The sequence below is a fragment of the Brevibacterium antiquum CNRZ 918 genome (assembly GCF_900169145.1).
GTDB lineage: Bacteria > Actinomycetota > Actinomycetes > Actinomycetales > Brevibacteriaceae > Brevibacterium > Brevibacterium koreense.
The window spans coordinates 22,440-44,204 of record NZ_FXZD01000012.1; the positions used below are offsets into that span (position 1 = coordinate 22,440).

Annotated in this window: 22 protein-coding genes; 8 read left to right on the forward strand and 14 right to left on the reverse strand. The window is 64.3% G+C overall.

The features are described from left to right. Positions 1 to 2 precede the first annotated feature (2 nt). From BANT918_RS14475 to BANT918_RS14525, 11 genes are all read right to left on the reverse strand, one after another. Positions 3 to 2,108, reverse strand: a complete 2,106-nt coding sequence (locus BANT918_RS14475) for a BCCT family transporter (protein WP_324761575.1) — start codon at positions 2,106 to 2,108, stop codon at positions 3 to 5. Positions 2,109 to 2,262: 154 nt separating this feature from the next. Continuing rightward, positions 2,263 to 3,123, reverse strand: a complete 861-nt coding sequence (locus BANT918_RS14480; RefSeq protein ID WP_101620924.1) for a polyphosphate polymerase domain-containing protein — start codon at positions 3,121 to 3,123, stop codon at positions 2,263 to 2,265. Continuing rightward, a complete protein-coding gene (locus BANT918_RS14485; RefSeq protein WP_101620925.1) occupies positions 3,120 to 3,773 on the reverse strand; it encodes a DUF4956 domain-containing protein in 654 nt (217 codons plus the stop codon). Before BANT918_RS14485 ends, BANT918_RS14480 begins: the two co-directional genes overlap by 4 nt. A 100-nt stretch (positions 3,774 to 3,873) precedes the next feature. Beyond that, positions 3,874 to 4,539 (reverse strand): response regulator transcription factor, encoded by a 666-nt coding sequence (locus BANT918_RS14490; protein ID WP_101620926.1) that lies wholly within the window; start codon positions 4,537 to 4,539, stop codon positions 3,874 to 3,876. After that, complete coding sequence (locus BANT918_RS14495) at positions 4,536 to 5,957, reverse strand: sensor histidine kinase (RefSeq protein WP_101620927.1); 1,422 nt, start codon at positions 5,955 to 5,957, stop codon at positions 4,536 to 4,538. Before BANT918_RS14495 ends, BANT918_RS14490 begins: the two co-directional genes overlap by 4 nt. Before the next feature lie 17 nt (positions 5,958 to 5,974). Then, positions 5,975 to 6,427: a hypothetical protein gene (locus tag BANT918_RS17570; RefSeq protein ID WP_208618128.1), complete on the reverse strand. Its 453-nt coding sequence runs from the start codon at positions 6,425 to 6,427 to the stop codon at positions 5,975 to 5,977. A 72-nt stretch (positions 6,428 to 6,499) separates the two neighbouring features. Next, positions 6,500 to 6,877 carry a fluoride efflux transporter CrcB gene (gene crcB, locus BANT918_RS14505; protein ID WP_101620928.1) on the reverse strand — a complete coding sequence of 126 codons (378 nt, stop codon included), beginning with the start codon at positions 6,875 to 6,877 and terminating at the stop codon, positions 6,500 to 6,502. Continuing rightward, on the reverse strand, positions 6,874 to 7,350 hold the full coding sequence (locus BANT918_RS14510) for a fluoride efflux transporter FluC (protein WP_101620929.1): 477 nt from the start codon (positions 7,348 to 7,350) through the stop codon (positions 6,874 to 6,876). Before BANT918_RS14510 ends, crcB begins: the two co-directional genes overlap by 4 nt. Further along, entirely contained in the window at positions 7,347 to 7,895 is a 549-nt protein-coding gene (locus BANT918_RS14515; protein WP_167389487.1) for a universal stress protein, read from the reverse strand. The genes BANT918_RS14510 and BANT918_RS14515 overlap by 4 nt, the downstream gene beginning before the upstream one ends. Before the next feature lie 187 nt (positions 7,896 to 8,082). Beyond that, positions 8,083 to 8,412, reverse strand: a complete 330-nt coding sequence (locus BANT918_RS14520; protein WP_101620931.1) for a nuclear transport factor 2 family protein — start codon at positions 8,410 to 8,412, stop codon at positions 8,083 to 8,085. Positions 8,413 to 8,461: 49 nt separating this feature from the next. Beyond that, positions 8,462 to 9,217, reverse strand: a complete 756-nt coding sequence (locus BANT918_RS14525) for an SDR family oxidoreductase (protein WP_101620932.1) — start codon at positions 9,215 to 9,217, stop codon at positions 8,462 to 8,464. A gap of 63 nt (positions 9,218 to 9,280) precedes the next feature. Between BANT918_RS14525 and BANT918_RS14530 the strand changes: the two genes are divergently transcribed. Next, entirely contained in the window at positions 9,281 to 9,967 is a 687-nt protein-coding gene (locus BANT918_RS14530; RefSeq protein WP_101620933.1) for a TetR/AcrR family transcriptional regulator, read from the forward strand. 45 nt (positions 9,968 to 10,012) lie between these two features. Here BANT918_RS14530 and BANT918_RS14535 read toward each other — a convergent pair whose 3' ends face one another. After that, positions 10,013 to 11,284, reverse strand: coding sequence for a PLP-dependent aminotransferase family protein (locus BANT918_RS14535; RefSeq protein ID WP_101620961.1), 1,272 nt, complete (start codon positions 11,282 to 11,284; stop codon positions 10,013 to 10,015). Between the two features lie 277 nt (positions 11,285 to 11,561). Between BANT918_RS14535 and BANT918_RS14540 the strand changes: the two genes are divergently transcribed. From BANT918_RS14540 to BANT918_RS14565, 6 genes are all read left to right on the forward strand, one after another. Then, complete coding sequence (locus BANT918_RS14540; protein ID WP_101620934.1) at positions 11,562 to 12,848, forward strand: adenylosuccinate synthase; 1,287 nt, start codon at positions 11,562 to 11,564, stop codon at positions 12,846 to 12,848. A gap of 153 nt (positions 12,849 to 13,001) precedes the next feature. Continuing rightward, complete coding sequence (locus tag BANT918_RS14545) at positions 13,002 to 13,844, forward strand: urea carboxylase-associated family protein (RefSeq protein WP_101620935.1); 843 nt, start codon at positions 13,002 to 13,004, stop codon at positions 13,842 to 13,844. 67 nt (positions 13,845 to 13,911) lie between these two features. After that, positions 13,912 to 15,291 (forward strand): MFS transporter, encoded by a 1,380-nt coding sequence (locus BANT918_RS14550; protein ID WP_101620936.1) that lies wholly within the window; start codon positions 13,912 to 13,914, stop codon positions 15,289 to 15,291. Beyond that, positions 15,284 to 16,780: a pyridoxal phosphate-dependent decarboxylase family protein gene (locus BANT918_RS14555; RefSeq protein ID WP_101620937.1), complete on the forward strand. Its 1,497-nt coding sequence runs from the start codon at positions 15,284 to 15,286 to the stop codon at positions 16,778 to 16,780. The genes BANT918_RS14550 and BANT918_RS14555 overlap by 8 nt, the downstream gene beginning before the upstream one ends. A 73-nt stretch (positions 16,781 to 16,853) precedes the next feature. Beyond that, positions 16,854 to 17,702 carry a helix-turn-helix domain-containing protein gene (locus BANT918_RS14560; protein WP_101620938.1) on the forward strand — a complete coding sequence of 283 codons (849 nt, stop codon included), beginning with the start codon at positions 16,854 to 16,856 and terminating at the stop codon, positions 17,700 to 17,702. A gap of 128 nt (positions 17,703 to 17,830) precedes the next feature. Next, entirely contained in the window at positions 17,831 to 18,277 is a 447-nt protein-coding gene (locus tag BANT918_RS14565; RefSeq protein WP_101620939.1) for a VOC family protein, read from the forward strand. Between the two features lie 28 nt (positions 18,278 to 18,305). On the opposite strand, the gene BANT918_RS14570 is transcribed toward BANT918_RS14565, so the two are convergent. Beyond that, positions 18,306 to 19,061, reverse strand: a complete 756-nt coding sequence (locus BANT918_RS14570; RefSeq protein WP_101620940.1) for an AraC family transcriptional regulator — start codon at positions 19,059 to 19,061, stop codon at positions 18,306 to 18,308. A gap of 69 nt (positions 19,062 to 19,130) precedes the next feature. Between BANT918_RS14570 and BANT918_RS14575 the strand changes: the two genes are divergently transcribed. Beyond that, positions 19,131 to 20,486, forward strand: coding sequence for a CynX/NimT family MFS transporter (locus tag BANT918_RS14575; RefSeq protein ID WP_101620962.1), 1,356 nt, complete (start codon positions 19,131 to 19,133; stop codon positions 20,484 to 20,486). Between the two features lie 83 nt (positions 20,487 to 20,569). Here BANT918_RS14575 and BANT918_RS14580 read toward each other — a convergent pair whose 3' ends face one another. Beyond that, positions 20,570 to 21,760: a GAF domain-containing protein gene (locus BANT918_RS14580; protein WP_101620963.1), complete on the reverse strand. Its 1,191-nt coding sequence runs from the start codon at positions 21,758 to 21,760 to the stop codon at positions 20,570 to 20,572. Between the last annotated feature and the right edge of the window lie 5 nt (positions 21,761 to 21,765).

The following is a 21,765-nucleotide window of genomic DNA, read 5'->3' on the forward strand; positions in this document are numbered from 1 at the left end:
CGTCACTGATCCGGTGTCGGCTCGGGTGAGGCTTCGTCCTGTGCCCGCTTCACTGCCCTCTCCTGTGCCGCCTTGACGTCTATGGCTCTGCGCCTCTGGACTGACATGCTCTTCTCACCTGACGAGGTGAGATCCTCCCGATCGGGCCCCTTGGGTTGGATCGTGCCAGGAGCCAGCGTGCGCAGCACGTCATCGGCGGTGAGGATCTCGTAGGAATCGGTGTGGTCCACGTACCAATCGGTGAGGTCCGGATCCTGGCTGTTCAACCAGGCGCCGGCACCTTCGTTCTTCGCCACTTCACTCGAGCCGAAGACGAAGTCATCACCGTAGTCGGCGATGCCGAGTCTGACACCCTGGGCGATCGCGGCATGCGCGTACTTGCGGCGCAGCATATACGGATCGGTCTTGAGATCTTTCGCCCACGCGACCATGATGCCCATGACGACGAAGGCGAATGGCAGTGCCGACACCACCATGATGGACTGCAGTCCCGACAAAGCGTCTTGGCCCCCGGCAAGGAGCAGAGACACAGCGGTCAGGCCCAACAGCAGACCCCAGACGATCGTGACCCATGCCGTTGGTTCCGGTTTGCCTCGCTGGGACATCGACCCCATGACGATGGAGGCCGAGTCCGCTGAGGTGACGAAGAAGATGATGATCGAGATCATCGCCAGGACCGGAGTGACGGCGCCGAACGGCAGATTGCCCAGCAGGTTGAACAGCATCGCCTCTGCGGAGCCTCCGACCCCGACATCCGTTCCGTTCATGTCCATCCACATCGACGTTCCGCCGAAGATGCAGAACCACAGGAAGCACACGATTGACGGAACGATGATGACGACGGTGACGAACTCGCGCAGGGTTCGGCCGCGCGAGATCTTGGCGATGAACATGCCGACGAACGGCGTCCACGAGACCCACCAGGCCCAGTAGTAAGTGTTCCACGAAGACATGAAATCGGCGGTCTCGGGGCCCTGGTTCGGGTTTCGTGCGAGCATCGTTCCCAGGTCTCGCACGAAGTCGGCTGCGGCGGCGGGGATGAAGTTCAACAAGAAGATCGTCGGCCCGACCACGAACACGAAAAGGGCGAGAAGCCCGGCGAGAACCATGTTGATGTTCGACAGCATGCGGATTCCGCGCTTGATGCCTGAAACCGCCGAGATGATGAAGAGAACCGTGAGGATCGACATCGTCGCCACCAGGAAGGTATTGCCGACCTCCCCGATGCCGGTGACGAACTCGACGCCTCGTCCGATCTGCAGAGCGCCGATCCCCAGAGAAACCGCGGTGCCGAACAGTGTGACGACGATGGCGAATATATCGATGAAGGCACCGATCGGCCCTTCGGTCTTCGACCCGAAGATCGGTTGGAAGATCGCCGAGATCAAAGGTCGGCGGCCCTTCCGATAGGCGCTGTAGGCAATCGCACCGCCGACCAGTGCATAGAATGCCCAGGCGATCGGCCCCCAATGGAGCAGAGTCTGGGCCAGCGCATGCTGGGAGGCGTCGACGGATCCAGCTGCGACGTCGAAACCGTGGGGCGGATCGGCGAAATACACGGTCGGTTCGTAGGGGCCGTAGAACAGGAGGCCGATTCCCATGCCTGCGGAGAACAGCATGGCGATCCACGAGACCGTTGAGAACTCCGGCTTCTCGTCGTCAGCGCCCAATCGCACTCCACCGGTCCGTCCGTAGCCGAGGATCATCATGAAGAAGAAGATGGCCAGGGCGAGCAGACCGAACATCCAGCCGAAGTTGGTTGAGACCCAGGACAGTGAGGCGTCGCCGACGACGGAGATATTGTCCGGGGCAACTACGGCCCAAGCGATGACGGCGAGGATCAGCACGCCGGCGATGGCGAAGACAGCTCGGTTGGTGGTGAAGACACTGTTGGTGCGTTCGACGCCCACACCGGGGATCAGAGCCGGGTGGACGGCGTCGCGCTCGATGACGCGTTTGACCATGCGCTTAGCGGTGGCGCGGCGTGTACCTGGCGGGCGCGGGGTCTTCTTATCTTCGGCCGCTGGAGCCGGAGAATCCGACGCGGCAGCGTGGTCCCCGGAATCGTCCGGTGACTGTTTCCGGGGTTTTCGGCCTCTGCTGCTCATCGATTCCTCCGTTGGATCCTCTTCGCACTGTGGAGGACACAGTACTCCTCGGAAGCCTGCGGTGGAGGCCTTTGCCCTGACTTATGCGGGCGGAACCGTATCTGCTGACAGGAGATCCTGCCCGCTTGGCTGTGGCAGGCCCATGGCCCCGAACTCAGGCGAAGTAGCGTTTGATCGTCTGCTTCCACGGATTGCTTGGCAGCTCCGGGTAGAGCAGTGACGCTGCCACACAGTACTTGCTGACCTTGTGCGGCCGGACTCCGCGCTGTTTGAGGAGCGTGTCCCAGACGCCGCCACCGCCGGCGGACTTGGTCTCGACCAGAACGTCGTGGGGGCCGTCGTGGCGGCCCTCGTCGTTGATCGCCCGGATGTCGAGGTCACAGGTGAGTCTCTGCTGATCATGGCAGAGCGTGATCCGGTCGTAGATGGTCTCAAGCACCGGTTCCAACTGGTTGGCAGACACGGTCCGACCCGAGCCGCCGCCGATGATCGAGTCGATGAAGTCATGGTCCGACTCCGACAGGGTTCCGGGACTGTCGATGGGATGGGCGATGCGTTCCTTGACCGTCTGACCCCGATAGCCCTTCGACTTGACCTCGAGATGGCAGGTGCCGGTCTCCATATAGGTTCTGGTGCGGACCTTGAACCTGTGGCGACGACCCTGGACGTGGTCGCGGAAGAACCGGAACTGCGGGGAGTCGAAGTAGATGGTGCGGTATTCGAAGCGCTTCTTCTGCCCGATCTGGAGAACCTTGAATTCATTCTCCGTGGCCCGCAGGAGCGAAACGAAGAGGTCCCGCGGAAGGAAGTACTTCCGGTCGATGCGCGTCATGAGGCGAGCCTGCTCATTGAGCTGGCCCAGCGAGATGGGCTCGATCCGTTCGAGCTGGGCGTCGAGGCCGCCGGTGCCCATACTCGCCGAACCCATACACACCGAGCCCATATCCGCCGAACCCATGTCAGCCGCTGCCCTGCCCGAGACCGCCTCGGCGAGGGAATGATCTGCCAGTGTCATCGCAGCGTCGCTGTCGAGTCGTTGCGGTCGGCTCCCGCCTGGCTGTAGGCGTCGACATCGGCGTGCGACTGGGAGGCCTGTGTCTGGTCGGTCTGCGAACGGCGGTGGGGCTTCACCCGGTAGCGCACATCGACCAGGGTGGTGTCGCGGACCAGGTCGAGGTCGAGGACTTCGGCACGGACCGTGTCGGCGGAGAACATGGCCGACAGGTAGTCGATGAGCTCGTCGTGGTCGGTGATCGCCCGGTCCAGGGTCAGAGTGTGACGCATGGTCGACGAAGCGATGAGGGGACTGTCGAGAATCGCGATGGCGACGAGGACCAGCGCCGAGAGTGCGGGAGTCAGCCACGCCGGGTCCGGATGGAGACCGGCCAGGAGGCCCAGTGCCAGAGCGGTGAAGTAGTAGGCGATCTCCTGCTGGGTGATCTGGTTCGAGCGCAGCCGGATGATCGAGAGGATGCCGAAGAGGCCCATGCCCACACCGATGCCGATCTCGACGGAGCCCAGTGCCAGGGTCACGGCGACGACGCCGATGTTGAGTGCAACATAAGACAGCAGCAGGTCGCGGCGACGGTGCCGACGGAAGTACAGGACGTAGGCGAGAATGACTATGGCGACCAGGTCAGTGCACAGTGAGAGAATAAGCGACATTTTTCCTCCTTGATGACGTTCATTCTCCAGATTGCTGGGTGGGGATAAGACGACGATGAGCTGAAGATGAGAGCTCTCTCATCTTCAGCTGGGAGGAGACTCAGCCGCCGACTCGCAGACGATAGCCGGCGCCGCGGATGGTCTCGATCGTGTCGTGTCCGAGCTTCTCCCGCAGATACCTCACATAGACGTCGACGACGTTCGATCCCGGGTCGAAGTCGAGCCCCCACACCCGGCTGAGCAGCTGTGCCCTGCTCAGCACCTGGTCGGGGTGGTGGAGGAAGACCTCGAGGAGGGTGAATTCGCGAGAGCTGAGCTCGATGGCTCGCTCACCCACCAGAGCCCGGCGGGTGTGGATGTCGAGGGCGAGGTCACCGGCCCGCAGCAGAGACGGGTTCTGCGGTCCCGAGGGGCGCAGACGCAGGCGCACCCGGGCGAGGAGCTCGTCGAAGGCGAACGGTTTGCTCATATAGTCATCGGCCCCGCCGGAGAGTCCGGCGACCGTGTCCTCGGTGGACTCCCGGGCAGTGAGGATGATGACCGGGAGATCGAGGCGTGCGCCTCTGATCAGCCGCAGTACGCTGAATCCGTCCAAGCCGGGCAGACCCAGATCGAGGATGACGAGGTCGAAGCGTCCGGTGCGCACAAGTTCGATCGCGGTGTAGCCGTCCTCGGCGATCTCCGGAGAGTAGCCCTCGGCCCGCAGCCCCTTCTCCACGAAGGACGCGATGCGGTCCTCGTCTTCGACGATGAGAATGCGAGTCATCTGTCCTCCTCTTCCGCGTGGTGCCAGGGCAGTTCGATGCGAAACGTTGCGCCCTCGCCTTCGACCGAGCTGACTGAGACGCTACCACCGTGGGCCCGGGCGATGCGGTCGACGATGGTCAGACCCAGGCCGGTTCCCCGACGCCCGTGTTTGGTCCTGCGGCCGCGGGCGAAGCGTTCGAAGATGCGTTCCTGCTCTTCGGAGGAGACTCCGGAGCCCGTGTCGCGGACCCAGAGCTCGATGGTCCCCTGGCCGACGCGGCCGCCGAAGGCGATGGTGTCGTTCACGTCCGTGTGGTCGATGCTGTTGGCCGCCAACTGCAGCAGCGCCTGCGTCAGCCGCTGCTCATCGACGGCCCCGAAAGCCTCTGGGGTGGCGTCGATGACCCAGTGGCGCTGCCCGAGTGCTGTGGCCTTGGTGAAGCTTTCGAACACCAGATCGGTGAGGTCGGTGGTCGAGGTCACGAGGAAGTCGGGCCGTTCGCTGCCGGCGAGCATGATGAGTTCGTCGACGAGCCGGGACATGCGACGCAGCTCGTCGCTGACAAGATCGAGGGTGTGTCTGCGGTCCTCGGGATCATCGCCCATGACGTCAAGGTGTCCGCGGACAACGGTGATCGGGGTGCGCAGTTCGTGCCCGGCATCGTCGAGGAACTGGCGCTGCCCGTCGAATCCGGCTTCGAGGCGGTCGAGCATGCGGTTGAAGGCCACGCCGAGGTGGGCCACATCGTCATTGCCCGTGACCTCGATCCTGCGGGTCAGGTCCTCTTCGCCGATGCTCGCCGCCGTCTCGCTCAACTGGCGTATCGGGGCCAGGACCCGCCCGGCGACCAGCCAGCCGAAGAGGCCGACTAGGATCAGAGCGAGGACGGCGATGATCGTCATGGTCCAGATCGTCGACCGGGCCTCATCGTATTCGGGATTGAGGAACTCGACGACGACCAGTTGGGCCGTGTGCTCTCCGCCCTGCATGCCGACGGGAACGACAGCGTAGGCCAACTGACCCGTGTCGGTGGTCATATCGGTGATCTCCGGGTCCGTCACCTGCGCGGCCCGGGCGACGAAGTCGGCGTCCCTGTCGAGCCGGACCGGCGGATTGTCGAGGCTGCGCTGGGACTCCTGCCCGTCGATGATGGTGAAGAAGGTCTCGGAGCGCTCGGGCAGGTTGTACTGCAGGTGACTGGTCAGCAGCTCCTCGACTGACCCGTAGGCCTTCCCGTTGGCCGGATCCGGCCTGGTGGCGAAGTCACGGAACTTCTCGACTTCATGCTGGAGTTCGGCATGTGCCTGGAACTTCACTCGTGACAGCTCCGCGCGAGCAGTGGTGACGACGATGATCGATACGGCAATCGTGAGGATGAGCAGAATCCACCCCAGAATGCGTGTTCTGGCGGTCACTCCACGGCGTGTGTCAGGCATTGATGTCTTCCGGACGGTCAATCGTCATCGTCGTCCTCATCGTGGTCGCCCTGGTGCCGGTCGTCGTCATGATCGTCGTCATCGTAGTCGTCGTCATGATCATCGTCATCATCATCGTCATCGTCGTCGGAGTCGTAGTCACGGTCGTCATCGTCGTCGCCGGCGGTCCGCGGGGGTGCGGGGGCGATGCGGGCGGCTCCTGTGGAGGTGGATCCGTCATTGCCTCCCTCGGCGCCGGCTGCTCCTGCGCTCCCGCTCGAACCGGAGGGCCGAGGAGCTGGGCTGTGAGTGGCCTCGAGAGTCGGTTCCTGGCTCGGCGCCTGCGGCGAATGACTCACTGTCGGAGTCGGGACGACGACCGGAGGGCCCAGCTGAGTGTCATCCTCCGTCAGGGTCTTGCCCACGCCGACCCACCCCAGGGCACCGAGAAGCACGACTCCGACCAGCAGCAGCCATCCGTAGCGTCCCATACGACCAGTATGGACGAGACGGTCACATGGGCGGGGCCTGGAGCAATGAGAATGCTCTCATGATGAGAGCCCTCAGATGCTCCCACCGAGCCAGAGGCCGAGCCCGGCCGCCACGGTCGCCAGCACCAGCGTCCCGATTCCGGTGGTCAGGCTGAGGATCCACTTGCGTTCCTGGATGAGGCGGACGGCCTCGAAGCTCGCGGTGGAAAACGTCGTGTACCCGCCGAGGAAGCCGGTCCCGATGATCAGATGCCAGGCCTCGGGCAGCACCTGGGCGCTTGACAACCCGGTGAGCAGGCCCAGGATCAGTGAGCCGCTGACGTTGATGGTGATCGTGCCCCACGGGATCGCCCCACCGATCCGGGACTTGATGAGGCCATCGAGGAACATCCGGCATGAGGCCCCGAGGCCACCGGCCAGAGCCAGTGCGATGAAGAGCAGCGGAGTCATTTTCCACCGCCCGTCTCAGCTGTGTTCGCGGCTGAGGCACCGGGCCGGTGAGTCGGATTCGGCCGGCGGCTGTGTGCAAGGGTCGCGGCCGCAATCCCGGCCCAGGTGGCAAGACCGCCGAGGAGGAGCGTGGCGATCGCGTAGACGAGCCCGATGCCCGGAGCTCCGGCGCCGAGGAGGAGCGCCGTATCCGTGGCCAGCGCACTGTAGGTGGTGAACCCGCCCATGAAGCCGGTGCCGACCATGATGCGCATCCTGCGCCTGCGCCCTTCGTCGGGGCCACGACGGGCCAGCGCGTCGAGGAGAAGGCCGAGAAGGAAGGCTCCGATGACATTGACGGTGAGGATCGCGAAGGGGATGTCGTGTCCCGGTGGAACGAGCAGCCCGAGCGACTCACGAGCGGCCGTGCCCGCCGTCCCGCCGAGAAGTGCCAACCCCAGGTAGGGCAGTCTCAGATGGACGGGCCGGCTCACTTTCCGCCCCCGACGTCCGCAGCGGAGGTCGACTCCGCTCGCAGCGGCACGACGACGAGGGGGCGGTGCTGATGACGTGAGAGCTGGATGGCGACCGAACCGTTGAAGAACTCGTGCAGGGAGCCCTTGACCCCGGACCGTCGAACGCCGACGCAGATCATCTGCGCATCGAGAGCCTCGGCGAGGCGGGAGAGCTCCTGGGCGGGAGACCCGGCCAGGGCGCGCGTCGACCACGCGACTTCGACTTCGTCCAGGATGGAGGCGATGCGAGCGCGCAGGGCGGGGTCGAACTCGGCGCTCGCCTCGGCGGTGGTGTCCGGGTCGATGGGCATCGAGAGGGCCGAGCCGTCCGGGCGGACTTCGACGGTGTACCGCGAGTCGTCGACGTGGGCGCAGATGAGGTCGGCTCCGAAGCGGGCCGCATAGGTGGCCGCGGTGGTGAGCACCTCGGCGGGCTGATCGGAGACGATGCCGACGATGATGGGGGTGTTGCCAGGCTGGGCCTGATCTGATCCATTGGATCCGGTATTGGGTGCGCTGCTCACGGAAACTCCTACCTTCTGGGCATGCTGACGCCGGTCGAGGTAGGGACTGTTGTCGGAGAACCGAGGTTGGGTACGGCGAGCCCCACCGCCGTGACGCTGGCGGACGTCACCTTCATTCTGCCACACGGGATATGAGTCGGGCCGCCGGATGGCTGGCATCCGGCGGCCCCTGAGAGGGAGAGGCGGCTCAGCCCTCGCGGATCGTCATCCGGGTCAGTTTGTCGTTCGCAGTTGCGAAGGTGAACGAGGATCGACCGTTCGCGTATGTTGAACGCCAGTCGCCGATGACGGTGACCTCATCACCGTCGATTGAGACCTCTTCAGGCGTGAGAGTACCGGTCGCGCCGATGAACTCCTTATCACTCCACTCCTTGATGGCGTCGCGGCCAGTGAACTCGCGACCCCAGTCGTCGACGGTGCCGTCGGCGGCGAACGCGTCAAGAAAGCCCTGATCGTCGTGAGCGTTGACGGTGTCGATGAAGCTGGCGATGGGTTCGGGAATCTGGAAATCAGACATGAGTGCTCCTTGGCTTCTTTGAGGTAGGTGCTGTGTTCGGTCGCTCGGCTCAGCGGGTGGTGTATCCGCCGTTGGCGAAGATCGTCTGGCCGGTGATCCACCAGCCTTCGGTCGCGAGGAATCGCACGATCGGGGCGATGTCCTCGATCTGGGTGAGCTGATTGCCCATACCCTGTGATTTGTGGAACTCCACCCGCTCGGGTGTCTCCTGTCCGTAGAAGAACGGAGTGTCCATGGGCCCGGGGGCGATGGCGGTGACTGAGATTCCGCGGTCCGAGTATTCCTTCGCCGCCGCCCTGGTGAAGTGCTCGACAGGGCTTTTTCCGCCGGCATACGTCGAGTAGCCGTCGGTGAATGCTGCGAGCAGCGCGGTCACGATCGTAATGATCTTGCCGTTGTCCGCCAGGTGCTTTCCTGCTTCCTTGATGAAGAAGTAGGCGGCCTTGGAATTGATGTCGAACATCGAGTCGTATTCGTCTTCGGTGGTGTCCGCGATCGGCTTGCGCAGCACCTTGCCAGTGGTATTCACCGCAATGTCGATCGTTCCCAGCGCCGAGGTGGCATCAGCGAACAGCCTCTCGACGTTGGCAGGCTGGGTGAGGTCTCCGGTTAGGAGCACACCCTTCGCACCGTTGGCTTCGACCGCGGCGAGCGTCGCTTCGGCGTCAGCGCGGGAGGACTCGGAGTTGTAGTGGATGGCTATATCAGCACCTGCCTCGGAGGCCTGCCGGGCGATGAGTCCGCCCAGATTCTTTCCGCCGCCGGCGATGAGAACTGACTTGCCCTGAAGCGAGTGGTTGGTCATGGTGACTCCATCTGTATCGTTGGTATATCTGGCCATATCGACAATACACGATAATATAGCGACATGACAGACATGGCTCCACCCGATACACGGACCCGGTTGCTCAACGCAGCAGCAGATCTTATTGCTGCAGCTCCCGGCGAGGACTTCTCGCTGCGAGCAGTCTGTGATGCCGTGGGTGTGAAGATGCCAACTCTGTATCACTTCTTCGGCAATAAGCAGGGACTCATCGAAGCCGTCATCGAGCGTGGCTTCGACATGTATCTGTCGGCCAAGTCCGCTTCCGAATCCAGCGGTGATCCGATCCAGGATCTGCGGATGGGCTGGGATGCACACGTGTCCTTCGGATTGGACAATCCCGGCTTCTACACGCTCATGTACGGCAAGGTCCGTCCGGGGTACTCGCCGGAAGCGCAGTCGAAGCCGAGCGAAATCCTCCGTTCGCTGACGCGACAGGCCGAGGAGCAGGGGCGGCTGGTGGTCAGCTATGAGCAGGCCGCCGCCCACATCCTGGCGACGAACATCGGCGTGACGCTACGCCTGATCATCCAAGGCAAAGGCGATCCGGAACTCTCAGCGGGAGTGCGCGAGGGCGTGCTCGCGTCGATCACCGGCACCGCGCAGTCAAGCGACGACGGACAGCGCCTCGGCCACTCGGTCATCGAACGTGCGGCCGCGCACCCGGAGATCCTTGGTGGGGCCGAGACTCAGCTGCTCATCCAATGGATCAGCCGCCTCGGCGAGGGGTAGGGCACGGCGATAGGAAGCGAACGCCGGCGCGGGGTGCCGAGAAAGTCAGTGGCGGGCGTCTGAACGAGTCGACGTGTACTTGTCGACGGCACGGCGCAGACGCTGCAGACCGTCTTCGATCCGGTCCGGGGCCGCCGAGGCGAAGCACAGGCGCAATGCGTTCGTGAAATCACCGGTCTGGGAGAACGCCGGACCGGGAATGTAGGCCACGCCTTCCTCCAGAGCCACCGGCATGAGGTCCTCGGTGTTGATGGTCTCGTCGTTGAACGTCACCCACAGGAAGAAACCGCCGTCGGGATCCGTCGATCGGATCTCATCGCCGAAGAGTCGCTCGAGCCCCGCGGTCATGGTCGCCTTGCGCTCGCCGTAGGAGCTGCGCAGATGGGCGACGTGCGTTTCGGCATTGCCGTCGTTGAGCCATTTCGCGACCATGTGCTGTGTCGGGAGGCTCGTGCACGAGTCCATGGTCTGCTTGGCGTTGATGACCAGGCCGCGCAGCTGGGGATCGATGTCGAGCCAGCCGATGCGCAGACCGGGGGCAACGAATTTGGAGAACGTACGCACGCCGAAGATCAGCGGATCGTTGGGACTGAGCTGACTGAGCGAGGGGATGTCCTCCCCGGAGAAGCGCAGGGTGCCATAGGGATTGTCCTCGAGGATGACCGAATTGTGGCGGTGGGCGAAGTCGAGGAGCTTCTGGCGCCGGGCCAGCGACATCGTCACCCCGGCCGGGTTCTGGAACGTCGGGACCGTATAGATCACTGAGGGCGCCCGACCGGCCCGTGCCACGATGTCCTCGAGCGCATCCACCTGCATGCCCTCGTCGTCGACCGGAACCTCGGCGATCTCTGCTTCATAGCTCAGCGCTGTGGCCGAGCCGTTCGTGTACGTGGGGGCCTCGCAGAGGACGAGGTCGCCGGGGCTGACGAAGAGCTTGAACCCGAGGTCGATTCCCTGCATCCCGCCGGTAGTGATGACCAGACGGTCACGATTGCCGAAGTGCTCGGCCGGGATCTGCCCGGTCTCCTGCAGGTAATTCAGCAACGCGTCGATGAGGACCGGCTCGCCCTGCGTCTCCCCGTAGGTGAAGCTCTCAGGGGTGAACACGCTGTTCGCAATCAGGGCGAAGTCCTCGGCCGGCAGCATATCGGGGGCAGGTGCCCCCATGCCGAACTTGACGATGTCGTGGTCGTAGGCGGCGAGCATCGCCACGGAGGAATCGATGACAGAGCCGACGAGGTGCTCGGCCCGGCTGGCGAACGGAAGGGGCGGACGCGATGGGGCTGAAGATGAAGCTGACGGGCTCGCGATTGACATGACGACCTCCAACGGGGCTGCAAGCCTGACGTCGACGTCACCGGCGATGTTCAGGAGCAATATGCCCGAACGACGGAACTACTGGTGGACTCAGCATAGGTACGACAGGCTCAGCGGGGCAAGAGGCGTGACCGGGTCGGTGAGTCGGAAGGTCCACACCGGGCCACCTCGGCGAGGTTCGGGGAAGTCGGGGCTGATGGCAGTCGTGTCATAGTGACCCAGTAGACTACCCGGGTAATGTCATCCCCCCTCTTTCACTTCGAGGTGAACAACTCTCATGCCAGCAATCGTTGTCGTCGGCGCCCAATGGGGCGACGAAGGTAAAGGCAAAACGACCGATATCCTCGGCACCAGCGTCGACTACGTAGTCAAGCCCAATGGTGGGAACAATGCAGGCCATACGGTTGTCGTCGGCGGCGAGAAGTACGAACTCAAGCTTCTGCCGGCGGGCATCCTCTCCCCGAACGTCACCCCGGTCATCGGCAACGGCGTCGTGGTCAACCTCGAAGCCCTGTTCGAAGAGATCGAAGCCCTGGAATCGCGTGGGGCGGACACCTCGAAGCTGCGGATCTCGGCCAACGCCCACCTCGTCGCGCCTTACCATCAGACCCTGGACAAAGTGACCGAACGGTTCCTGGGCAAGCGCGCCATCGGCACCACCGGACGCGGCATCGGACCGGCCTACATGGACAAGATCGGACGGCTGGGCATCCGTGTCCAGGATATCTTCGACGAATCGATCCTGCGCCAGAAGGTCGAAGGTTCACTGCGGCAGAAGAACGAACTCCTCGTCAAGGTCTACAACCGTCGGGCCGTCGACGTCGAAGAGATCGTCGAATACTTCGAGCCCTTCATCGAACGCCTGCGCCCCTACGTCGCCGAGACTGAGCAGCTGCTCAATGACGCCCTCGACCGTGACGAGGTCATCGTCATGGAGGGCGGCCAGGCCACGATGCTCGACGTCGACCACGGCACCTACCCGTTCGTGACCTCGTCGAACCCGAGCGCGGGTGGATCCTGTGTGGGCTCAGGCATCGGACCGACCCGCATCAATCGGGTCGTGGGAATCGTCAAGGCATACACCACACGTGTGGGCGCCGGACCGTTCCCCACCGAGCTCTTCGACGACATGGGGGAGTACCTGCAGAAGGCCGGCGGCGAATTCGGAGTCAACACCGGACGTCCGCGCCGCTGCGGTTGGTACGACGCGGTCATCTCCCGCTACGCCGCCCGCGTCAACGGCTTCACCGATTACGTGCTGACGAAGCTCGACGTGCTCACCGGCATCGAGTCCATCCCCGTCTGCGTGGCCTACGAGGTCGACGGCGTCCGGCAGAACGAGATGCCGATGTCTCAGACCGAGTTCCACCACGCCAAGCCCGTCTTCGAATATTTCGAGGGTTGGAGCGAGGACATCACCGGCGCCCGGACCTTCGAAGACCTGCCGGTCAACGCACAGAAGTACGTGCTCGCACTCGAAGAGCGCTCCGGCTGCCGGATCTCGGTCATCGGCGTCGGACCGGACCGTGAGCAGTCGATCGTGCGCTACGACCTGTTGGACTGAGTTTGTCGACAATCAGCTTTCTGCTGGGCTGAGAGCCCAGCTCCGGCCGAATGAGCGAGTTGCCTCGGCGGTGATCTTCGTGGTGATTTTCACTGCGAAGGTCGCCGCCGACTCAGCTTATGCCCGCAAGCTATTCTCACGAGAGGAACCCACATGTCGCAGGATTCGCGATTGACCCAAGCCGCCTACCAGGGACCCGCTCTCGAAGCGGATCGTGATTTCTATCGGCCGATCGGTGAGCAGACCGAACGGCGCGAAGTCGTCGAGGAATTCACCATTCCGATCCGTTCGGGCCAGGCCTGGGAGGTCCCTGCCGGACACGTCTGCCGGATCTCCACAGTAGAGGGCCCGCAGGTCGGCGACCTCAACCTATGGAATCGCCACGACCCCAGGGAACGATTCTGGGCGTCCCGCACCCGTCAGCTCCAGGCCGCGCACGTCTCGACCTTCGATCGGCTGTGGTCGACCCTGCCCTTCCTGCGTCCCATGGCCACGATCGTGGGCGATACCTTGGCCGACTACGGATCGGACGCCGAGGGCGGACGGCTCCACGACACCTTGGGCACCCGCTGCGACCCCTATGTCTCGCAGATGCTCAACGGACTCGACTTCGACTACCACTGCCACTCCAACTTGGTGCGAGCGGTTCTTCCCTTCGGTCTGACCGAGTTCGATGTCCACGACGTGTTGAACATATTCCAGTGCACGGGACTCAACGATCACGACGAATACTTCATGAAGACATGTCCTGCTCAGCCCGGAGACTATTTCGAGATCTTCGCTGAACAGGATCTGCTGGCGGCGTTGTCGACCTGCCCGGGCGGGGACCTGTCCCAGCCGATGTTCGGCGATGACAACGACGACCCGGTGGACAACTGCCACCCTCTCCAGGTCACCGTCTACAAGCTGAGCGATGACCTCCTCGGCGACTGGACGGAACCCGGGTCACCGAAGTACCTCGGTCAGCATGGGCTGAAGCCGCAATCCTGGGCGTGACAACTCCCCGGCAGGCACACCACCTCGCCGGGCGCGGAACACGCGAGGCGCATCGTACGATGTAGGCATGGCTGAACAACGTGGGCCGAGCCTGTCGACGAAGACAACGGTCCGATACGCGCTCGGGTCTCTGGGGACCGGAGGCTTCGCCACGCTGCCGGGACTCGTCCTCATCTACTACCTCACCGACACCCTCGGCATCGCGGCCTTGGCGGCAGGGGCCGTCGTAACTCTTGCGAAGGTGTGGGACGTCGTCATCGATCCCGTCATCGGCGGACTCAGCGACAGGGCACTCCAGGCTCAAGGTTCCAGGCGGGCACCGATGATCCTCGGCGTCATCGGACTGCCCTTCGCCTTCCTCGCCACCTTCTCGGTCCCCGCTGGGCTTCCGCCGCTGCCGGCGGTGGTCTGGGTGCTCATCGCCTTCGTCCTCGCCGCCACCTGCTTCTCCCTGTTCCAAGTCCCCTACATCGCACTCCCAGCCGAGCTCACCTCGAGCTACTCCGCACGTACGCACCTTCTGACCTGGCGCGTCGTCGTCCTCACCGCCGCGATACTGATCTTCGGCGGGGGAGGACCGGAGATCAGGGGACTGTTCTCGAGTCCCTACCTGGGGTACTTCGTGATGGCTCTCGCCTCCGCACTTGTGATCTTCATCGGCACCGCAGCCGCCATCACGATCGTGCCGAAGCCGAACCCGGAGATGAACGGCTCGCTGCCGACCGGGCACCGGGGTGTCTCCCGACCCGTCAACCCTCCACTGCTCGATCACTACCGCAACAGCTGGAAGGCGCTTAAGGGCAGCCAGCCGTTTCGCGCTCTCCTGGCCACCTTCGTCCTCCAGGGGCTGACGACGGGACTCATGCTCGCAAGCGCACAGTTCGTCGCCCGCTGGATCCTCGACGACGAAGGCGCGGTGACCCTCCTCTTCATCTGCCTCATCGGACCGGCGCTGCTCGTGGCTCCCGCATGGAAATCCGTGGCCGGGCGATGGGGCAAGGAACGGGCATTCGCCATCGCGAGCCTCCTCTTCCTCGCAGCCAACCTCTGCTCCATTCCACTGGCCTGGGCGCCGGGATACTGGATCGTCGCCCCGATCGTCGTCGCCGGTGCCGCCTACGCCGGAATGCAGACCCTGCCCTTGGCGATGCTGCCCGACGTCATCGCCGTCGATGCCCGCACCCGCACCGCGCGTGCCGGAGTCCTCGGCGGCGTGTGGACGGCAGGAGAAACGGCAGGCATGGCGTTGGGTGCGACCGTGCTCACCGTCGTCCTGGCACTGAGCGGCTACGTCGAATCCTCGGCCGGGGTCACCGTGGTCCAACCAGACAGCGCCGTGCTGGGCATCGCGCTGTCGTTCTCGGCTGTCCCCGCCGCCCTCATGATCCTGAGCCTGGTGACGTTGGGCAGATACCGGCTGCGGAAGGAGGATGTCGAATATGCCTGATGATGCAGGTGTGAACCGGGGCGAATCACCGTCGGGGCCCGACTCGAAGTCCGCTGAGATCCTCACCCGCCTGAAATCGATGAGGCAGCAGGACGCACCGACCCACGGCGGGAGGGTCCTGTCCTACGTCTACGACCCGGGCAGTGACATCCTCGACGAGCTGGCGGGCAAAGCCATGGAACTCGCCCGTCCACTCAACGGTCTCGACCCGACGACGTTCCCCTCGATCGCGCGGATGGAGAAGGAGCTCACGCGCTTCGCCATCGGCTTGACCGGAGGCAGGATCGGAAAGATCTTCGGATCGGTCACCAGCGGAGGAACAGAATCCTGCCTACTCGCTGTCAAGACGGCACGCGACCTATGGCGCTCGGCCCACCCGGACTCCGCTGTCAGGCCGCGACTGCTGACTTCGACGACCGTTCACGCTGCGTTCCAGAAGGCGGCACTGGCCTTCGACCTTGACTGGGATCCTGTCCCGGTCGGGCCGGATGGCAGGGTCCGTGCCCGTGACGTCCTCGACCGGCTCGGCGATGATGTCGCCCTCGTCGTGCTCTCGGCCCCGGCCTACCCGACCGGGGCCATCGATCCCATCGCCGAGGTGGCCCGCCGCACCCGTGAACGTGGAATCGCGCTGCACGTCGACGCCTGTTTCGGTGGCCTGGCGCTGCCCTGGTGGGGCACCGATGAACAGTGGGACTTCTCGATCCCCGGCGTCACCAGCATCTCCGCGGACTTCCACAAATTCGGCTACGCGCCGAAGGGTGTCTCCGTACTGATGCACCGCGGGCGCAAGCGACACCGCGCGCAGTTCTTCGCCACGAGCTCATGGCCGGCCTACCCGGTCGTCAACCCGACGCTCCTCGGCTCGAAATCGGCCTCGCCCCTGGCAGCAGCCTGGGCGATCGTGTCCTATCTGGGACAGGAGGGCTACGCCGAGGCGGTCGCCTCCTGCCGCAAGTCGACCGCGGCGATCATTGCGGCCGTCGACGGCATCGACGGGCTCCAGATATGGGGCCAGCCCACCGGACCGGCACTCGCACTCATCGCCGACACCAATCTGCCTACTGCCCAACGGGTCGATCCGCACCGTCTCGCCGACGCAGCAGTCGCGGCGGGCTTCAGACTCCAGCACCAGCCTGGGTTCACCCAGTCAGACGGCACGCGATTGCCGCGCAGCGTACATCTGACCATCACCCCGGTCACGGAGACCGTGCTGCCAGAACTGCTGACCACGGTCTCGCAGGCGGCCGACCGTGTGCGCGGGAGACGACCCCACAATGCGACACTGGCTGGCCGTCTGGCCAGGATGCTCTACCCCAGTCCGAAGCGGCCCGGGCCCGGCGTCTGCGCCATGCTGCTGCGACTCAGTGGCGCCGGCAGCGGCGTCCCGGGCAAGATGGCTGGACTCATGGCACTCATCGAAGCACTTCCCACACCAGTGACCGAGGCTCTGCTGACGGAATTGCTCGCCCGCACCAGCGAAGACTGAGCCTCACCGTGCCTGCAAGCTCACACTACGTCTGGTGGAGGCGCTCAGATTTTTTTGGGACTACACTGCTGTCATGTGTTCGGTCCCGCCCGATGACCTGATCCGCAGCCCGCACCCGCGGGTGGGGCCTTTCGTCGGGGACTATGTCGGTTACGACATCTCGGGCGCTCCCGCGGGAACCCACCTCGGTCTGCCGTCAGGGACGATGACATTCATCGTGGCGATCGGCGAACCCCTCCAGCAATACATCCCGGGTTCCGACACCGTGGAGTCGTTCGACGTGCTCTTGGCCGGATTGCATCTGAAGCCCACGCTGATTCGGCACAACGGTTCGATGGCCGGCGTCCAGGTCAACTTCAGCCCATTAGCGCCGCGCAGCTTCTTCGACATGCCCGCCGTCGAGTTCGCTCACCACTCCCTTGACCTCAACGATATTGCACGGCCCATTGCCATCGAACTTCATGAGCGCGTCAACGCCGCGACGTCCTGGCCCGAGCGCTTCGAGGCTATCGACGATGTTCTTCTTCGCGCCGCCCATGGCGGGGGTGCTCCCCGCACTGAGGTGCTGGAGTCCTGGCGGAGGATCGCGCACAGTCACGGCGATTTGCCGGTCTCGCTCGTGGCAGACGAGGTCGGCTGGAGCAGGCGGCACCTCACCGGACAGTTTCGCGCCGAATTCGGTATCGGACCGAAGGAGGCAGCGCGAGTCGTCCGGTTCGACCGGGCCAGACGAATGATCAAGTCAGGGAGGGCACCGTTGGTTGAGGTCGCGGCGGTCTGCGGCTTCACCGACCAATCGCATCTCAATCGCGACTTCAAGCTGCTGACCGGTACGAACCCGACGGTGTGGTTCGACGATGACCCGATTGTGCGCCGCTCCGGGGCAGACGGTGCCGCGAAGTTCGAGGAGCGCTCACTCTAGTTCTCTGATCAGTTCCCATTTGTCCAAGACTGAGCGTCGTCCGTCGGCCCATGATGGTAGGAACGACAGCCGCAGCGAACAGCTTGGGCGACCAGCCCGGCTGACGAGTCACGAGGAGAGGAACTGTCATGTCGAACGACACCACCGGGGCAGTGACAAGTGCAGCGGGCACCAGCGGAGCGAAGGTCTGGCCGACGTTTCGCTACCGCGATGCGAAGGCCGCAATAGCGTTCCTGCAGAACGCCTTCGGCTTCGAAGTCGCAGCTGAATACACGAGTGCCGACGATCCCCAGCACGTTGATCACGCCGAGCTGCGTTGGCCAGACGGTGGGGGAGTGATGCTGGGCTCCGTGCGTGACGACGGCGGGGTGATGACGAAGGCTGGAATTGCCACCGGCTCGGTCTATATCGCCACCGACCAGGTGGAAGAGCTCTACCGCCGGGCGATCAAGGCCGGTGCCACCGAGGTCATGGGACTGAATGAGCAGGACTATGGGTCCAAGGACTTCAGCGTCCAGGACCCCGAAGGCGTGCTGTGGAACTTCGGAACCTATCGGGGTGCTGACCCAGAGTAGATGGAGCAGAGGGGCGCCTCGTGAAGACTCACATTGACGTCACCGAATGCTGGTATCTGCCCGGAGTCATCCCGACCAATGAAGTGAAGACCGTGATGAACGAACCCGGATTGGCCCACCCGCATTCGGCCGCCGTGTCGTAGACGCTCATGCCGTCGGCAAGCAGCAGGAGAGCGCGATGAACCCTGAGTTCGGCCCTCCACTGCCGGAACGTCATCCCGGTCTCCTGCTGGAACAGTCGGGTCAGTGTGCGTTCGCTGGCGCCCACCTGCCGGCCGAGATCGGCGAGAGAGGCCGGGATCGACAGGTCCTGTTCGACCAGCCGGGTCACGGCCAGAAGCCGATCATCACGAGGTTCCGGCAGGTGCAGCGGCTGTTCACCGGTGGCGGTCAGCTCATCGATGGCGACGAAGCGAAGACGGTCTGTGCTCTCCCTCGTCCGCTTTCTGGACCCGGTCAGCGCCAGCAGGGCCTCCCGGGCGAGCGGGGTCGTGGCCAGAACGGCTGGACGGGGAATCAGCGCCTCGGCCATGTCCGCGGGGAGGAATACGACGCGCATGTCCGTCGCTCCATGAGCGCGGTGCTGATGTTCGAAACCTGCAGGCACCCAGACGACTCTGTTCGACGGGGCGATCCATGAGCCGTCGATCGTGACCAGGGACAACACTCCCGAGGCCGGATAGACCAGGTGCCCCCGGTTATGGGTGTGGGCCGGGGTCCGCTCTTCGTGTCCGAGGAGGTGGATCAACTCGGGACTCGTCGATTCGTGGCTGAATTCATTCATCTGCAGTCAGTTTATCGGTTCTGCGCCGATCCGATGGTCGCTTGAATGGGGGAGGACTGGAAGGATGACATGAAGAGACTTGATACGAATTCCGAACTGGAATTCCCATTGACCGCAGATGATGCACACACCGGCGAGCCGCCTCGGCGGTGGAGGCCGGTGAGGGCGCCCGGCAGACTCACCGTCTTCATCCTGGGTGCGGGGCTCATCCTCATCGGGCTCAATCTGCGCATCGGGGTCGCCTCGGTCGGGCCGCTGCTGGGCAACATCCTCGGCGACCTCCACCTCAGCGCAACGACCGCGAGCCTCTTGACGACGATCCCCGTGTTCGCCTTCGGCGCGTTCGCATTCCTCACTCCGAGTCTGACCCGGCGGTTCGGGATGCATCGTGTGCTCGGCGCCGTGATGATCATCCTGGCCGCCGGCATCGCCCTGCGGCTGCACCCGAGCCTTCTCGCGCTCTTCGCTGGAACGGTCCTCGTCGGCGCGGCCATCGCTGTCGGCAACGTCCTGCTGCCCACCGCGATCAAAAGCGACTTCTCGCATCGGGCCGGTCTGATGATGGGACTGTATTCGACGGCTCTGTTCCTGGGCGCTGCGCTGGCTTCCGGGCTGACAGTGCCGATGCTGCCGCTCTTCGACGGATCCTGGCGATGGGCCATGGGCATCTGGGCGGTGCCAGCGGCCTTGGCCGCAGTGCTGTGGATCCCGCAGATGACGAGGCGTGGGACTGCTGCGCGACCCTCAGGCTCTGCGACCGGCAACGAGGCCCAGCCGCCGTTCCGGGCGATCCTCACCGATCCGATCGCTTGGGCGGTCACCGGTTTCATGGGGCTGCAGTCCATGAGCTATTACGCTGCGCTGACGTGGGTGCCGGCGATCTTCCACGACAGCGGCATGCCTGCAGACACAGCGGGATGGATGCTCTCATTCTCCGCTTTTCCCGCGATCCTCACGTGTCTGGTCACGCCTGCCATTGCGAAGCGACTCAGGCCCCGGTGGGCTCCTGTCGTCTTCGCAGTCGTTCTCACCGGTGCCGCCTTCGTCGGTCTGCTCCTGGCGCCGCAGGCCGGTGGCTATCTGTGGATGACGCTGCTGGGCATGGGCCAGGGTGCTGCAATCAGCCTGTCACTGTCCTATATCGTGTGGCGCTCACCGGATACGCATCACACCGGTCACGTCTCGACGATGGCCCAGGGAATCGGGTACCTGTTCGCCGGCATGGGCCCCGTCGGGCTGGGCTGGCTGCATGCCTCAACCGGCTCGTGGACCGCGCCCCTCATCGCTCTCCTCGTCATGCTGGTCTTGCAGCTGATCGCCGGCGCACTGGCCAGTCGGGACCGATACGTCGGGTCGCGCTCGCCTGCCAGGACGGTCATCGTTCCCGCAGTGCCGACGGAGGATCAGGCGCGGCAAGGTCAATGACGACACCTTCGCCATCTTCGGTGGTCTGGGCTGCGGGCTGATCAGAATTGTCCCGCGAAACCGAATCGGGGCCGTAGCCAGCATCAGGACGTGGACGAAGCGGCCCCGCCGAACCGCGCGGTCACTCCCTCGGCCCAGCGGTAGGGCTGAGTCGCCAAGAGTGCGCCGATCGAGCGCCGCAGTCGGGACACCTCGGCGCGGACCGTGACCTGATGGTCGGCATCACCGTAGAGCGTTCGGCTGAGTTCAGCGGCTGTGACCCCCGCGGAGCCCGCCGAGGTGATCGCGGCCAGGATCTGTGCACGCCGCGGCGTGAGCGGAATGACAAGTGGATCGGTACTCGAATCGACTTCGAGCACATCCTGCGCAGCCATCTGCCGGAGAGTCACCGAGACCGGGCTGCTCTCGATCTCGCCCGAGGGTCGCAGCAGCCAGCCGCCGGAGATCTTCTCCGGCAGACACAGTCCGGCACCAGGGATGAGGATCGTCCGATCGGACGCGGGTGCCTCGACCCGATCCTGGCTCCGGACACCCTGCTGGTAGGCGACCCAGCCGTCATCATCGACGACGAGCGCCGGTCCCCGGCTGCCGCTGAGGACTGTGGACATGCGATTGCGCAGACTGCTCAGCTGATCCTGCTGAATGAGAGACAGTCGTGCCTGAGCCAGTCGAACCGCCGTTGTGACCAATGATTGAACGGCAGGGTGGAGAGTCAGTGCGGGCCCGCTGATGTCGACGACGCCCAGGAGTCGGCCATCACTGGGATCGTGCACCGGGACGGCGCTGCAGTACCAAGGGTGCTGTGAGGTCTCGAAATGCTCGGCGGAGAACAATTGGACGGGAGCCTCTTCGGCCAGCGCCGTACCAATGGCATTGGTGCCCACCACGGATTCCGACCAGTGAGCGCCCTCGACGAAACCGAGGCCGTCAGCCTGCCGCTGGGCAGCACTGGCGCCGTCGCGCCAGAGGATCACGCCCTCGGCGTCGGTGACCACCAGAATGAAGGTCGCGGCATCGGGCATTCTCAGCAGCACGGCCCTGAGCTCATCGACGATGAGGCGCAGCTTCGAACGGTGCCTCCGGGACTCGACGTCCGCCTCGGCGGATAGAATTCGGCGATTGCCGCCCGCTGGATCCAACCCCAGACGCAGCATTCTCTTCCACGAACGCGCAACGAGCGCTCGCGGCTGCTCCGGCGGTGAACCACCGGTGATCACAGCATCGTGAATGCGGGACAGATCCCGGGCAAGATGCGCCAGGTCGAGCTGAGGCATGCCCT